We start from the raw sequence: 13892 nt of genomic DNA, 5'->3' as shown, positions 1-13892 counted from the left end.
GTCTGTCACGGGCGGGTGCCCGCGCTCCAGGCCCAGGGGCGACTCAGTGCGCCGACCGCCCGCTCGAGGGGGCCGCGGCCGACGAACCGTTGCCAGAGCGTCGCGTAGGCGAGCGTCACGACGACGGCGGCGACCAGGTGGCCGAGGGGCAGCCCGTACGCGGCGTCGGGGTCCGACAGCCGGTACACCGTGAAGAGCGGCGAGGTGATCAGCACGTGTGCCGTGTAGACCGTGAGCGGCTGCGCGCCCGTGGCGGCGAGCGGTCGCAACACGGTGCGGACGACCCCGGCCGCGCCTCCTGGGGGCTCGCGGTCCGTCGACGTCGCACCGCGGGACGCCGTGACGAGCAGCAGCAGCCCCAGCACGGCGGCGGCGACGCCGCCCGAACCGACGATCTCGGCCGGCATGCCCTCGTGGTCGGCGGGGTCGAACCACGAGATCGAGGAGGCGCCGGGCACGAAGCGCGCCGAGTACCCCACGATCGCGGCCACCGTCCCGGCGACGAGCAACGTGACCTGGGTGCGGGTGCGGGTCAGGTCGGAACGCGCCGCGGCGAGGCCGACGAGCACGAAGGGCGTCCAGACGAGGGCGGGGTACGCGCCGACGAGCAGGGCCTGGGTCGCGAGGCCGCCCGCACCGGACAACGCGGTGTCGCCGTAGGCGTCGACGGGGACGGCCGAGGCCAGCCACGGGGCCATGACGGCGAGCAGGGCGGCGACGCCGAGCAGCACCGCCCGGGGTGCGAAGAGCAGTGCCAGGGCCAGGACGAACATCACGCCGTAATACGGCAGGATGACGAGCAGGTAGGGGTTCCAGGCCTGCAGGGTTAGGCCCAGCACGATCAGCAGGGCTGCCCGGATGGCGATGCCTCCGACGACCCTGCCCCGCCGGCCGGAGGGCGTCGGCCGGGAGCCACCCGACACCAGTCCGAGCGAGACCCCGGCGAGGGTGGCGAACAGGATGGCCGACCGCCCGTCGAAGATCCGCTCGTCGAGCAGCTCGCGTGGCCACAGGTGGGCGGCGAACATGCCGATGACCGCCAGCCCTCGGGCGACGTCGACGCCCATCAGGCGGGGCGCCGCCCGGCTCGCCCGCGTCGGCGGCGGCACCACCGGGGCGGGCGAGCGGGGCAGCGGCTGGCTCACTTGTCGAGCGCGCCGAGCTTGAGGGCGGCGAGGCGGGCGTCGACCTCGGTCTGCTCGCCGAGGTCGTCGAGGCTCTCGAACTGCGCGTCGAGGCTCGACGCGGCCAGTTCTTGTCGGCCGAGCATCTTGGCCTCCTCGCGACGGACCTTGTCCTCGAAGCGGCTGATCTCACTGGTGGGGTCGAGGATGTCGATGCTCTGCACGGCGTCCGCGACCTTGGTCTGCGCCTCGACGGTCTTCGAGCGGGCGTTCAGTTCGTCGCGCTTGGCCGCGAGCTGGTCGAGCTTGGACCGCATGCCGGAGAGCCCGGTCTTGAGCTTCTCGACGACCTCGGTCTGCGAGGCGATCTGGGGCTCGGCGGTCTTCGCCTCCTTCTCGCTGGTCAACTGCTTGCCGAGCGCCACCCGGGCGAGGGCGTCGAACTTGTCGGCGTCGACCGCGTTGCCCGACGAGCGCAGTTCGTCGGCCTTGTTGCTGGCGGCGAGGGCCTTGCGCTCCCAGTCGGCGGCGGCGGCCACGTCTTCTGCGTGGTCCTGCTCGAGCAGTCGCAGGTTGCCGATCGTGGTCGCGACGGCCTCCTCGGCCTCGGCGATGCTGTTGGTGTAGTCGCGGACCATCTGGTCCAGCATCTTGCTGGGGTCCTCCGCCTGGTCGAGCAGGCTGTTGATGTTCGCGCGGGTGAGCTGCGCGATGCGTCCGAAGATCGACTGCTTTGCCATGGTGCGTCCTTTCGAGAGATGGTGCCGATGGATGGTGCTCGTCGTGTCGCGGGTCGTGGGCGCCGGGGCGGACCGGCTCAGAACCGGCCTCCGCCGGAGCTGCGGCCACCGCCGCCGCCACCGCCGCCTCCGCCGAAGCCGCCGCCGCCTCCGCCGAAGCCGCCACCCCCGCCTCCGAAGCCCCCGCCGCCTCCGCTGAAGAGTCCGCCGAGCAGCATGCCGGTGACGACGCCGCCCAGGTTCGCCCCGGCCGACCCGCGGGACGCCCCGCCGAAGGGGCTCGCCTGCTGGTACGACGACACCTCGGCCTCGGCACCGGCCGCGGCCGCCTGCGACAGCTGGACGGCCTGGTGGGCCTCGAACAGGGCGGCGTCGCGGTCGGAGGTCGCGAGCGAGACGGCCGTCGCCAGGTGGCGTTCGGCCTCGGACAGCCTCGTGCGGGGCTGTGGCCCGATGCCTCCGCGACGCGTCTCGATGAAGTCGCGGGTGGCGCTGATCTGGCTGCGGGCGGTCAGCAGGGCCTGGTCGAGGGCCGCCTGCGCCCGCCGTCGCTTCTCGGCCTCTTCGAGCACCTCGGCCAGCACCTGGTCGATGCGCTCGTTGGCGGCGCCCAGCGAGGCGACGACGGCGAGCGGGTCGTCGGTGGTCGTCTCGGCCAGGGCCACGGAGGCGCGCGCGGCGGACACGGAGCCCGCGACGTCGACGCCCCGCGGTGCCGACCCGTCGGGCAGGCCCTCGGCCGTGGCGATGTCGCGTCGCAGGTCGTCGGTCATGGCCGAGATGGTGCTGCCCGCCGTCCGCAACGACTCGCCGGCCCCGTCGACCGCCGCGAGCAGTTGGTCGACCTGGGCCAACGCCTGGCGCGCCTCGCGGATCGCCACGACGGCTTCGGAGGGGGACGACGTCGACAGGGCCATCGCGGCCGTGCCGCGACGTTCGTCGGCGAACTCGAGCAGACGGTCGGCCTGGTCGTCGTTCTGGTCGATCGACGCGACGGCCCGGGCCGAGTAGAGCGACGTGAGCTCGTCGATGGTGGTGCGAGCCTTCACCAGTCGGGCCCGTCGTGTCTCGATCTCACCCGGCAGGGACTCGAGGTCGCGTGGTGCCCGGGTCTCGGCCTCGCGGAGCTCGTCGAAGGCGGCGGACTGCTCGGCGAGGGAGGCGTCGGCCGCCTCGCACAGGTCGATGATGCGCGTGGTCCACTCGCGGCGCTGTTCGGGGGAGTCGGGCACCGAGTCGTCGAGCCTCTGTTGCAGCTCGAACGCCTCGCGGGCGTGCACCCGCGCCGCGTCGAGCGCCTCGGCGAAGGGTCGGGCGGCCTCGTCGCCGAACTGCGCGGCGGCGAAGCCGACCTCGTGGGCGCCGGCCGTCAGCTCGTCGTCCAGGGCGACCAGCACCCGGGCCGCGCGCTGGTCGAGTTCGGCCTGGTCGGCCTTCTGTGCGTCGAACTCGCGACGGCGGCGTCGGGCGCGGCGGACCGCGAACACGATCACGACCACCGCGACCACGAGGACCAGCACGACCAGCGCCCAGAGCACCCAGCTCAGGTCGGGTCCGGCATCGTCGCTGCGGATGCCGTCCGCGAGGGCGACCGCGGCCCCGGCCCAGTCGCCGTCACGCAGCTGGGGGACGACCACGTCGGTCTCGAGTGCCTGACGGTCTGACTCCGAGACCACCGAGGTGTCGGTCGAGAGGTCGTAGAGGCGGTCGTCGACCGCCACCGAGAGCAGCACGTCATTCGGACCGAACTGGTTCAGGGAGGCCGTCGCGTCGCCCCAGGCGGTGCGGTCGGAGGGGGAGGAGAACGAGTCGACGTACACGACGAAGAGGTTGACCCCCGTGTCGGTCGATAGCGAGTCGAGCGCGTCGGCGACCTGGCTCTCGTCCGCACTCGAGAGCACGTCGGCCTGGTCGACCACGTAGGCGCCCGAGAAGTCGACCGGTTCGACCGCCTGGGCCGGGGCGACCCCGAAGGCCAGCGCACCGACCAGGGCCAGCAGCACCACGGCCCCAGCGGTCACCGTTCGGCGCGTCGGACGTCGGCCGGTCGTTGCGTTCGCGGTCACGACGCTCCCCTCGCTCGTTGCGGGGGAGTCTATCGACGGCCCCCGTCGGAGCGCCCGGAGCGCCCGGGCGGCCGGGATGTCGTAGTCGTCGGTCAGGAGACGAACAGCAGGCCCACCGACGCGACGGCGCAGACCGCCCCGACCGCGTAGAGCACGACCCCCACCGTGCGGGGCGCTCGGCCGTCGTCGTGGGGCGGGTGGACGCGGGCCCGGTGCGGGCGGTCCGGGTCGTAGTGCACGGTGAGCTCGGTCTCGAGCGGGGTCGTCACCGGGACGTCGCCGAACTGCGTCTCGTGCAGCTGGCCGTCGACGTCCATCCAGCGGGCCGTGGCCGCCCTGGCCCACTCGGGCGGGGGGATGACCACGCCCACGGTGCTCTCGAGGCGGGTGGCGCGACGACGCAGCACCCAGCCCGCGACGAGGAAGGGACTGCCGACGATGAAGCCGAACCAGCCGAAGAGCTCCACCACCGGCGCGATGACGGAGAAGGCGTCGCTCATGCCACGATCGTACTGTGCCGCCGCACACCTCGTGACGAACCCGGAGCCCCGTGAACCCCAGCCCCCTCGGCCGCGTGCCCGCCCCCCTGCTCGCCGTCGCGGCGATCGTGTCGGTGCAGTTCGGGGCCGCCCTCGCCAAGACGCACTTCGAGGCCCTCGGGCCGACCGGCGCGGCCGCCCTGCGCCTCGCGTTCGGTGCCGCCCTGCTGCTCGCGGTCTTCCGGCCCCGCCCGTGGCGCTGGCCGCGCCGCACGTGGCTCGGCGTGGTCGTGCTCGGTCTCGCCCTGGCGGGCATGAACTCCCTCATCTACCTCGCCATCGACGTCGTCCCCCTGGGGGTCGCGGTCACCCTGGAGTTCCTCGGCCCGCTCGTCGTCGCCCTCGTCCAGACCCGGCGCTGGTGGGACGCGGCCTGGGCCCTGCTCGCCCTCGCCGGCGTCGTCCTGCTCGGCTCCGACTCGTCCGGGGCGATCCCGTTCGTCGGAGTGCTGCTCGCCCTCGGCGCCGGGGCGTTCTGGGCCTGCTACATCCTCGCCAACGCCGCCCTCGGCCGAGGACGCGACCCGATGGGCGCCCTCGCGACGGCCATGCTCGTCGCCGCCCTCGTCGTCGTGCCGTTCGGTGCGCACGACGCGACGGTCGCCGTACGAGCCGACCCGCGCCTCCTGCTGATCTTCCTGGTGGTGGCGGCCCTGACGTCGGCGATCCCGTACGCACTCGAGTCGGTGGCGCTGCGTCGACTGCCGACCCGGGTGTTCGGCGTGCTCTCGAGCCTCGGCCCGGCCGTCGCGGCGCTCGCCGGCCTCGTCGTGCTCCGCGAGGCCCTCGGCCCGCGCGAGGTCGTCGCCCTCGCCTGCGTCACGGTCGCCAGCGTCGGTGTGACGGTCGCGGCGGGCCGGCGTCGACGTCGCGGGGCCCTGCCCGAGGCTCCTGCCGTCTGACCCGAGGTCGTCGACCGCCCGCCTGTCCGCGGTGCGAACGAGGGGGCCAGGCTGATGGCCCGGCAGGACCTTGTACCCCACCTGCGGGGTACGCTACGATCACGGCCCACCTGACGGGCCGGAGAACGAAGCAAGAAGTGAGGAGACATCATGGGTGCTGTCTTGGAACGTACGTCCCGAGCCGAGGTCGTCCCGCTGGGCGACGGGTTCCACCGCGTGTCGACGCCGACCGCCGGGGTGATCGGGTTCGTGCACGAGAGCGACGGGTCGTTCGAGGTCCTTCGGGGTCGCGTGCGCACGGCCGTCCGACGCGAAGGTTCGTACCGCACGCTCGACGTCGCCGTCATCGCGCTCACCTACAGTTGAGGACCGCCGTCCGTTGACGGGTGCCCCCGGGCATCCACGCGAGGCCTCGCCGTCGGCGGGGCCTCACCTCTCTGTCCGCCCTCGCCTGGAGGCCCACCGTGACCGTCGTCGGGTACGCACGCGTCTCGCGCGACGACCCGTCGTCCGAGGCGCAGGCGGAGCGCCTCCGGGCCCGGGGGTGCGACCGGGTCTTCGTGGACCACGCCACCGGCACGAAGCAGTCGCGGCCCGAGTTCGCGAAGGCGATCGGCAGCCTGCGCGAGGGCGACGTCTTCGTCGTGACGGCCGTGGACCGCATCGGTCGCTCGGTCGCCGAGCTGGTCGGGGTGATGGCGACCCTCGACGCCCTCGGGGTGGCCTTCCGGTCGATCGACGAGCAGATCGACGAGCTCAACGCCTACGGGCGTTTCTTCTTCCGCGTGACGGCGGCCCTGGCACGGTTCGACGAGCAGGTCGGTGGCGAGCCGCACCGCGCCGAGACCCGCAGACGCCAGGAGGCGCGGGTGGCGCAGACCCCGAAGCCCCCGGTCTCGAGACGCCGCCTCGACGCGGCCCGCCAGTTGCGCGCCGGGGGAGCGAGCATGCGCGAGGCCGCCGAGCACGTCGCCGTGCCCGAACGCGTCCTGCGCCGCGAGCTCGAGCGCGACGACGCCGACCGCGCCCGCCGCCAGCAGGCCGACTGACCTCGGACGCGAGTCCGCTCGGGCCGCTACCGTCGGCACCATGACCGACGAGCTGCCGCACGGCGACCGGGCACCCGCTCCTGCACGAGCCGACTGGGCCGACGTCGCCCGCCGCGTCCGCGACGTCACCGAGCACGGGCAGCGTTTCCGGGGTCCGTCCTCGCAGGCGGCCATGGTCGCCACCACCGTCCTGGCCTCGGCCCTCGCGATCGGGGTCGCGAGTGGTGACGACGGTGGACCCGCCGCTGTCACGCTCGTCCTCGGTGTCTCCTCGGTGGTCGTGGCGCTCGTCGGGTGGCTCCGGGCCCGCTCGTCGAGGACGCTCCTGCCCCTGAACGTCTGGAGCACCACGGGCACCCCGACGGCTGATCTCGGCCCGGTGGAGCGGCGGTCGCTCAACCGACAGGTGATGGGCCGCGATCCGATCGAGCCCGAGCGGGCCGACCTCGTCCGGGCCTTCATCACGCTCAAACGGCGTGCGAACCGAGCGGCCTTGCTTCCCGTCGCCGGGATGCTCCTGATGATCGCCACCCTCGGTACGGCCGCCGGCACCCTGCTGCTCGCCGTCGGTGCGCCGGTGTTCGTGTTCGTCTTCCTGACGGTCGTGACGGCCTACGAGACCCGGCGTGACGACCGGGTGCTCGCCGCCGCCGGTGCCGCCGCAACGAAAGCCGCATGACGACACGGAGCGGAGGGAGAGCCGATCAACGGGGCGAGGCCGCGACGGGCCGGAGACTCGGCCGGATGGCTTGTGGTGCCCCCAGAAGGATTCGAACCTTCGCCCCTGCCTCCGGAGGGCAGTGCTCTATCCCCTGAGCTATGGGGGCCCGGGAACGTCGTCAAGGCTAGCAGCGAATCGGCGACGTCTGGGACGCCCCGGGGCGACGGGGTGCATCGTGGACGGGTGACCGACGACAACAGCACCGACCGAGCCGAGACCGGCACCCGTTCCGACCGCACCGACCCCGGTGGCCCGACGTTGCGTGAGCGTCTGCGCTCGGCCAAGGTCTTCCACCCCGAGCTGCCCACCTTCGACGTCGACGCCGTGGCGGACGACGCCGTGGACCAGTTCGTCGCCTGGCTCGTCGAGGCCGTCGAGCAGGACGTCGCGCAACCGCACGCCATGGTGATCTCGACCTCCTCGTCGGACGGCGACGTAACGGCCCGCACGCTGTTGCTCAAGGACGTCGACGACGGGGCCCTCTGGTTCGCGACGTCGTCGATCAGCCCGAAGGGTCGGCAGATCACCGAGAACCCGAGGGTGGCGCTGACCCTCTACTGGCGCGAGCAGGGCCGTCAGGTCCGCGTGCTCGGTCGGGCGTCGGCCGGACCGCGCGAGGTCAGCGAGAAGGACTTCACCGCCCGCCACCCCGACTCGCGTGCCGTCGCGATGACGCAGCCGCAGAGCAGCCCGATCACCGACGAGGCCGCCACCCGGTCGCGACTCGCCGAGGCGAAGGCCGCGATCGAGGCCGACCCCGATCTCGTCCCCGACGACTGGACGGCCTGGCGGGTGGACCCGACCTCGATCGAGTTCTGGCAGGCCACCACGGGGCGCGACCAGGTGCGCCTGCGGTACGACCGCGACGGCGACGGCTGGACCCGCGCCTCCTTGTGGCCCTGACGTCCGAGCGGCGCTGACGTCCGACCGGCGCTGGCGTCTGATCGACGCTGACGTCCGAGCGGCGCTGACGTCGCGGCTCCTGGCGGGCGTAACGCGACGACACGCACCTGGCCGCCGGCCGGTCGCGGCGGCAGCATGGAGGCATGACCTCGCAGCCCGCCCCGACGATCCGCCCGAGCGACCCCGCCGCCGCCTCGATGCGCCTCGCCGTGGTCGAGGTGACCCGGCACCGGCCGCACGCCGCCGAGTACCACGCGTACGTCGACGACATGAACGCGCGGGTCAAGGCCACGGCCGAGGCCGCCGGCTGGCAGGCGGTCCGCCTGGCGGCGGGCGACCTCGGCACCGCCCAGCTGCTGCGGGCGACCGACGGCGCCGACGCGATCGTCGTGCTCGGCGGCGAGGACGTCACGCCACGGTTCTACGGCGGTGCCCCCGGCTACCCGGGCGAAGGCCGTCACGACCCGGTGGCCGACGAGGCGCAGCTGGCCCTCGTGCGCCGGGCCGTCGCCCGCCGCACCCCGTTGCTCGGCGTCTGCCGCGGTCACCAGGTGATCAACGTCGCCCTGGGCGGCGACCTCGTGCAGCACCTCGACGACCACGAGGGCCTGCACCGCACCCCCGGGGCGCCGGTCGAACAGCTCATGCACCCGCACGCCGTCCGGCTCGACCCCGCCAGCCGCCTCGCCCACGCCCTCGGTGCCGAGCCCGTCGTCCAGAGCGCCCACCACCAGGCCGTGGGTCGACCGGGCAGGGGCCTGCGGGTCGTCGGTCGCGCCGACGACGGCACGGTCGAGGCCGTCGAGCACGTCTCCGCGCCCGTCGTCGGCGTCCAGTGGCACCCGGAAGACCGAGGCGCGCCGGTCGGTCAGCTCGAGGCCCTGCTGTCACAGCTGGCCCGCGCCGTCGAGGCCGGACGACTCACGACCGCCGCCTCCCGGACCGACGAGGAGGCGCTGGTCGCCTAGGCCACGCCCCTCACCCGAGCGCGCCTCCCGGGCGTCGTCACACCAGGCCGCCCCCGGCCGCAGCCGTCAGTCGATCGTCCGCAGGGCGGAGACCACGGCCGACACGACCGGCTCGGCGTCACCCGGCTCGAGGAAGGTCGTCGACCGGGCCACGACGAACGCGGGCGACGAGAACGCCTCGGCCGTGCCGACGCCGCCCGGGGTGTCGAAGTACCCCTCGACGCCGAAGGTGGGCACCGAGTTGCTCGTCGCGACGAGGTCGTTGGCCAGGTCGTTCAGGCTCACGTCGTCGAAGTGGGCGACCCCGACCGTGATCGTCGCCCCGTCGGCGTCCTGCCAGGTGCAGGTCGTGCCGTCGGCCTCGGCCACGATCTCGAGGGCCCCACCGTCACGGCTCTCGTCGCCGCCGACGTCCTCGGCGGGGACGGGGGCGAGGGCGGAGTAGTACTGCGAGAGGCTGCCGGCGTCGAGCAGGTCGTCGCAGTCGACCGTGAAGGGCGTGCTCACGAGGTCGGGGGTCGGTGCCGAGGTCGCTGTCGCCTCGGGGGTGGTCGACGACGCCGCGCTCGGGGTCGTCGAGGCGTCCGGCCCGGTCGGCGACGGGCCCGTGCACGCGCTCAGGGACAGGGCGAGGGCGCCCGTCGCGACGAGGGCGCGCAGGACGACGGAGGGGCGGGTCGGGGCGTGACGCATCCCTCCATCATCGCCGACGCCCGGCTCGTCGGGGGCCTCGGCGCTGCCGGTAAGATCGTCCCTCGTGACTCCCGCCGAACTCTCCACGTCCCTGCTCGCCGTCGTCCAGGGCGTCCTCGAGCGCCGAGGCACCGTCGACGTGGCGGTGACCGACGGCGACGTCGCGCTCGAGCGGCCGAAGAACCGCGACCACGGCGACTGGGCCTCGAACGTCGCCATGAAGTTCGCCAAGCGCGTCGGCACCAACCCGCGCGAGCTCGCCACCGAGATCGCGGCCGAGCTGGCCGAGGTCGACGGCGTCGCCGACGTCGACGTGGCCGGCCCCGGCTTCATCAACATCCGCGTCGACGCGGCGGCGGCCGGCCTGCTGGCCCGCTCGATCGTCGAACAGGGCGAGGCCTACGGCCGCGGCGACTACTACCGCGGCGTCACCATCGACCTCGAGTTCGTCTCGGCGAACCCGACCGGCCCGATCCACCTCGGCGGCGTCCGCTGGGCGGCCGTCGGCGACAGCCTGGCCCGGGTGTTCCAGGCCCAGGGTGCGCTCGTCACCCGCGAGTACTACTTCAACGACCACGGCGGGCAGATCGACCGCTTCGCCCGCAGCCTGCTCGCCAGTGCACTCGGCGAGCCCACCCCCGACGACGGCTACGGCGGGCAGTACATCGCCGAGATCGCCGCGCGCGTCGAGGCGACCGTCGACGGCGACGTGCGCGCCTTGCCCCGTGACGAGGCGCAAGAGACGTTCCGGTCGGTCGGCGTCGACTTCATGTTCGCCGACATCAAGGCGTCGTTGCACGACTTCGGCGTCGACTTCGACGTCTACTTCCACGAGAACTCGTTGCACGAGTCGAAGGCCGTCGAGCGCGCCGTCGCCCGCCTCCGCGAGCTGGGTCACGTCTACGAGGCCGAGGGCGCCACCTGGCTGCGCACGACCGAGTTCGGTGACGACCGAGACCGCGTCATCGTCAAGAGCGACGGCGAGGCGGCCTACATCGCCGGCGACCTGGCGTACTACCTCGACAAGCGCGAGCGGGGCTTCGAGCGCAACCTGATCATGCTCGGCGCCGACCACCACGGCTACGTCGGTCGAATGATGGCGATGTGCGCGGCGTTCGGCGACGAGCCCGGCGTCAACCTCGAGATCCTCATCGGCCAGATGGTCAACCTGTTGCGCGACGGCGAACCGATGCGCATGTCCAAGCGCGCGGGCACCGTCGTCACGATGGAGGACCTCGTCGACGCGGTCGGCGTCGACGCCGGTCGGTACTCGCTCGTCCGCAGCCCGGTCAACAGCTCGATCGACATCGACCTCGACCTGCTCACCAAGCGCAGCAACGACAACCCCGTCTTCTACGTGCAGTACGCCCACGCCCGCACCCGCGCCGTCGCCCGCAACGCCGAGGCCGCGGGGGTCACCCGCGACGCCTTCGACGCGTCGCTGCTGACGCACGAGACCGAGAGCGCGCTGCTCGGTGCGCTGTCCGAGCTGCCCCGCGTGGTCGTCCAGGCCGCCGAGCTGCGCGAGCCGCACCGCGTCGCCCGGTACGTCGAAGAGCTCGCCGGCACCTACCACCGCTGGTACGACACCTGCCGCGTCACGCCGCTCGGCGACGACGAGGTCACCGACCTGCACCGCACGCGCCTCTGGCTGAACGACGCGGCCGGCCAGGTCATCCGCAACGGGCTCGGCCTGTTGGGCGTCTCGGCACCCGACCGCATGTGACCTCCTGCGCCGCGCCTCCTCGGTCTCGACCGCAGGAGGCGCGGCGCGCGTGGTCGTCCGGCGCGGGCTGACAAGATGGCCCGATGAGCGACATCGACTCCGACTTCTTCGAGGCCAAGCCCGTCGCCCGCCGCCGGGGGCGCGGCTTCGGCATCTTCGTCTTCGTGCTGCTCGGCATCGTGGTGATCCTGGGCGTGCTCGCCGTCGTCGCCGACCTCGTGGTCCGGACGGTCGCCGAGGACCAGGCCGAGAAGCAGATCTCGCAGCAGCTCGGCGACGCGGCAGGCCCCGTCGACGTGCAGATCGGCGGCGTCTCGATGCTCTGGCAACTCGTCCAGGGCAGCATCGACCAGGCCACCGTCTCGTCGGCCGGTTCGTCGGGCGGCCTCTCGTTCGACTTCGACGTGCAGGACGTGCCGACCGACCTGTCCGGCACCACCGGGGCGATCACGGGCACGGTCACGGCCGACGCCGCGACCGTCAACGGGCTCGCGGCCGTGCAAGAGAGCGGTGGCGCGATCTCGTTCGGCGACGGCCAGGTCACGTACGCCCGCGACTTCACCATCCCGGTCATCGGCACCGTCGTCCCGGTGGACGTCGTCGCGACCCCCGCGATCACCCAGGAGGGGCGGGTCATCTCCCTGACGCCGGTCTCCGCCTCCCTGCGCGACACCTCGCTCTCGATCGACCTCGCTCCGTTCATCGGCGGGTACGCGTTCGACGTCTGCGCCGCGCAGTACCTGCCACGGGGCACCACGCTCACGGGCGTCGCCGTCACGTCGTCCGCCGCGACGCTCGACGTCGCCTCGCCTGGCCTGCCGATCTCGTCGAGCGGCATCGGCAGCAAGGGGTCCTGCTCCTGAGCCCGGACCGCGCCGGAGCCACCCCGCCCCGGCCGCGGCCCTGGTCGTGGTCCTGGTCGTGGTCGTGGCCGTCACGGTCGTCGACTCTCGGTAGGCTCTGATGTCGTTCCCCGTCCCCCGATCACCCGAGGTCCGTGTGTCCCCGAACCCCCTGGCACCCGCTTGGCTCGTCGAGCCGGCCGACGCCAACGCCCTCGATCCGGTCGTGTGGTCGGCCACGGCCCGCCGTTCGCCCGAGGGCGAGCTCGTGCTGGGCGGCGTCCCGGCCTCCGAACTCGTCGCGTCGTTCGGCACCCCGCTCTACGTCGTCGACGAGGCCGACGCCCGCACTCGTGCCGTCGAGGCGGTCCGCTCGTTCGAGCGTGAGGCGGCCCGCATCGGCACGACGGCGACGGTCTACTACGCGGCGAAGGCCTTCTTGTCGGCCGAGGTGGCCCGCTGGGTGGCCGAAGCCGGCATGGCCGTCGACATCTGCACCGGGGGCGAGTTCGCCGTCGCCCGGGCCGCGGGCGTCGACCCGGCCCGCATGGGGTTCCACGGCAACAACAAGTCGCTGGCCGAGATCGACCGCACCGTCGAGGCGGGCATCGGCACCATCGTGCTCGACAACGCAGCCGAGGCCGACCGCGTGGCCGCCGCCGCCGAACGGCACGGACGCGTGCAATGCGTCCGCCTGCGCGTCAACTCGGGCGTGCACGCCTCGACCCACGAGTACCTCGCCACCGCGCGCGAGGACCAGAAGTTCGGCGTCCCGCTGACCGAGACCGCCGACATCGTCAGGTCGATCCGTGCGCACGACGCACTCGAGTTCGTCGGCCTGCACTCGCACATCGGCTCGCAGATCTTCGGCTCCGACGGCTTCGCCGAGGCCGCCCGGCGCCTGCTCGCCGTGCACGCCGAACTGCTCGCCACCGGACCGGTGCCCGAGCTCAACCTCGGCGGCGGCTTCGGCATCGCCTACACGAGCGCCGACGACTCCCGCCCGCTCGACGAGCTCGCCGTCGCCCTGGCCGACATCGTCCAGGCCGAGTGCACCCGCCTCGAGATCGACGTCCCGCTGCTCGCGGTCGAGCCCGGGCGCGTCGTCGTCGGCCCCGCCGGGACGACGCTCTACGAGGTCGGCACGATCAAGGACGTGACGGTCTCCTCCGACGCGGGCAGCGCCGTGCGGCGCTACGTCAGCGTCGACGGGGGCATGAGCGACAACGCCCGCACGGCCCTCTACTCGGCGGACTACTCCGTGCGCATCGCCAACCGCGCCTCCTCGGCCTCGCCGGCACTCGTCCGCGTGGCCGGCAAGCACTGCGAGAGCGGCGACCTCGTCGTCCTCGCCGACTACCTGCCCGGCGACGTCGCCCCCGGCGACCTGCTCGCCGTGCCCGCCACCGGTGCCTACTGCCACAGCCTGGCCAGCAACTACAACCACGTCGGACGCCCGCCCGTCGTGGCGGTCCGTGACGGCCGGGCCCGCGTGATCGTGCGGGGCGAGAGCGAGGCCGACCTGCTGGCCCGCGACGCCGGCCTCGACTGAGCGACCCGCGCCTCCTGCCCTCGTGGCAACCCGCACCCCGACGACGACGCACCCGAGAAACGGACTG

At 73.3% G+C, this 13892-nt stretch carries 14 protein-coding genes and 1 tRNA gene; 9 read left to right on the top strand and 6 right to left on the bottom strand.

All coding sequences use genetic code 11. From position 1 onward, the window contains the following. Positions 1-5: 5 nt before the first annotated feature. The 4 genes from ASG05_RS02830 to ASG05_RS16530 all read right to left on the bottom strand — a co-directional run bounded on the left by ASG05_RS02830 (position 6) and on the right by ASG05_RS16530 (position 4430). Positions 6-1145, bottom strand: a complete 1140-nt coding sequence (locus tag ASG05_RS02830; protein WP_056257075.1) for a DUF418 domain-containing protein — start codon at positions 1143-1145, stop codon at positions 6-8. Then, complete coding sequence (locus ASG05_RS02825; protein ID WP_056257073.1) at positions 1142-1864, bottom strand: PspA/IM30 family protein; 723 nt, start codon at positions 1862-1864, stop codon at positions 1142-1144. The genes ASG05_RS02830 and ASG05_RS02825 overlap by 4 nt, the downstream gene beginning before the upstream one ends. A gap of 77 nt (positions 1865-1941) precedes the next feature. Then, the gene (locus ASG05_RS16980; RefSeq protein ID WP_162240623.1) at positions 1942-3930 is read right to left on the bottom strand and encodes a TPM domain-containing protein; all 1989 of its coding nucleotides are present in this window, start codon (positions 3928-3930) and stop codon (positions 1942-1944) included. A gap of 92 nt (positions 3931-4022) precedes the next feature. Then, positions 4023-4430 carry a hypothetical protein gene (locus ASG05_RS16530; protein WP_056257067.1) on the bottom strand — a complete coding sequence of 136 codons (408 nt, stop codon included), beginning with the start codon at positions 4428-4430 and terminating at the stop codon, positions 4023-4025. Positions 4431-4480: 50 nt separating this feature from the next. Between ASG05_RS16530 and ASG05_RS02810 the strand changes: the two genes are divergently transcribed. From ASG05_RS02810 to ASG05_RS02795, 4 genes are all read left to right on the top strand, one after another. Then, a complete protein-coding gene (locus tag ASG05_RS02810) occupies positions 4481-5371 on the top strand; it encodes a DMT family transporter (RefSeq protein WP_056257064.1) in 891 nt (296 codons plus the stop codon). Between the two features lie 150 nt (positions 5372-5521). After that, positions 5522-5737 carry a hypothetical protein gene (locus tag ASG05_RS02805; protein ID WP_157490025.1) on the top strand — a complete coding sequence of 72 codons (216 nt, stop codon included), beginning with the start codon at positions 5522-5524 and terminating at the stop codon, positions 5735-5737. A 98-nt stretch (positions 5738-5835) separates the two neighbouring features. Further along, on the top strand, positions 5836-6420 hold the full coding sequence (locus ASG05_RS02800; RefSeq protein WP_056257056.1) for a recombinase family protein: 585 nt from the start codon (positions 5836-5838) through the stop codon (positions 6418-6420). 40 nt (positions 6421-6460) lie between these two features. Then, positions 6461-7099 carry a hypothetical protein gene (locus ASG05_RS02795; protein WP_056257053.1) on the top strand — a complete coding sequence of 213 codons (639 nt, stop codon included), beginning with the start codon at positions 6461-6463 and terminating at the stop codon, positions 7097-7099. A 73-nt stretch (positions 7100-7172) separates the two neighbouring features. Here ASG05_RS02795 and ASG05_RS02790 read toward each other — a convergent pair. Continuing rightward, positions 7173-7247, bottom strand: a tRNA-Arg gene (locus tag ASG05_RS02790). 77 nt (positions 7248-7324) lie between these two features. Between ASG05_RS02790 and ASG05_RS02785 the strand changes: the two genes are divergently transcribed. Both ASG05_RS02785 and ASG05_RS02780 read left to right on the top strand, forming a co-directional pair. Next, positions 7325-8044, top strand: a complete 720-nt coding sequence (locus tag ASG05_RS02785) for a pyridoxal 5'-phosphate synthase (protein ID WP_056257050.1) — start codon at positions 7325-7327, stop codon at positions 8042-8044. A gap of 143 nt (positions 8045-8187) precedes the next feature. Further along, positions 8188-9012 carry a gamma-glutamyl-gamma-aminobutyrate hydrolase family protein gene (locus ASG05_RS02780; RefSeq protein ID WP_235491364.1) on the top strand — a complete coding sequence of 275 codons (825 nt, stop codon included), beginning with the start codon at positions 8188-8190 and terminating at the stop codon, positions 9010-9012. 66 nt (positions 9013-9078) lie between these two features. Here ASG05_RS02780 and ASG05_RS02775 read toward each other — a convergent pair whose 3' ends face one another. Then, positions 9079-9705: a hypothetical protein gene (locus ASG05_RS02775; protein WP_056257047.1), complete on the bottom strand. Its 627-nt coding sequence runs from the start codon at positions 9703-9705 to the stop codon at positions 9079-9081. A 64-nt stretch (positions 9706-9769) separates the two neighbouring features. Between ASG05_RS02775 and argS the strand changes: the two genes are divergently transcribed. The 3 genes from argS to lysA all read left to right on the top strand — a co-directional run bounded on the left by argS (position 9770) and on the right by lysA (position 13825). After that, positions 9770-11431, top strand: coding sequence for an arginine--tRNA ligase (gene argS / locus ASG05_RS02770; RefSeq protein WP_056257044.1), 1662 nt, complete (start codon positions 9770-9772; stop codon positions 11429-11431). A gap of 83 nt (positions 11432-11514) precedes the next feature. Continuing rightward, on the top strand, positions 11515-12294 hold the full coding sequence (locus ASG05_RS02765; RefSeq protein WP_056257041.1) for a DUF2993 domain-containing protein: 780 nt from the start codon (positions 11515-11517) through the stop codon (positions 12292-12294). A 136-nt stretch (positions 12295-12430) separates the two neighbouring features. Further along, positions 12431-13825 (top strand): diaminopimelate decarboxylase, encoded by a 1395-nt coding sequence (lysA, locus tag ASG05_RS02760; protein ID WP_157490067.1) that lies wholly within the window; start codon positions 12431-12433, stop codon positions 13823-13825. Positions 13826-13892: the final 67 nt, after the last annotated feature.

It is taken from the genome of Frigoribacterium sp. Leaf186, from assembly GCF_001423905.1.
Lineage (GTDB): Bacteria > Actinomycetota > Actinomycetes > Actinomycetales > Microbacteriaceae > Frigoribacterium.
The sequence above is the reverse complement of the archived record's forward strand: the minus strand, read 5'-3'. Positions and strand labels throughout refer to the sequence as shown.

What these genes read in the sequence shown, in the direction of transcription:
- ASG05_RS02825 (WP_056257073.1), bottom strand. Translation starts at nt 1,864, where the DNA reads ATGGCAAAGCAGTCGATCTTCGGACGCATCGCGCAGCTCACCCGCGCG.
- ASG05_RS16530 (WP_056257067.1), bottom strand. Translation starts at nt 4,430, where the DNA reads ATGAGCGACGCCTTCTCCGTCATCGCGCCGGTGGTGGAGCTCTTCGGC.
- ASG05_RS02805 (WP_157490025.1), top strand. Translation starts at nt 5,522, where the DNA reads ATGGGTGCTGTCTTGGAACGTACGTCCCGAGCCGAGGTCGTCCCGCTG.
- ASG05_RS02795 (WP_056257053.1), top strand. Translation starts at nt 6,461, where the DNA reads ATGACCGACGAGCTGCCGCACGGCGACCGGGCACCCGCTCCTGCACGA.
- ASG05_RS02780 (WP_235491364.1), top strand. Translation starts at nt 8,188, where the DNA reads ATGACCTCGCAGCCCGCCCCGACGATCCGCCCGAGCGACCCCGCCGCC.
- ASG05_RS02775 (WP_056257047.1), bottom strand. Translation starts at nt 9,705, where the DNA reads ATGCGTCACGCCCCGACCCGCCCCTCCGTCGTCCTGCGCGCCCTCGTC.
- ASG05_RS02765 (WP_056257041.1), top strand. Translation starts at nt 11,515, where the DNA reads ATGAGCGACATCGACTCCGACTTCTTCGAGGCCAAGCCCGTCGCCCGC.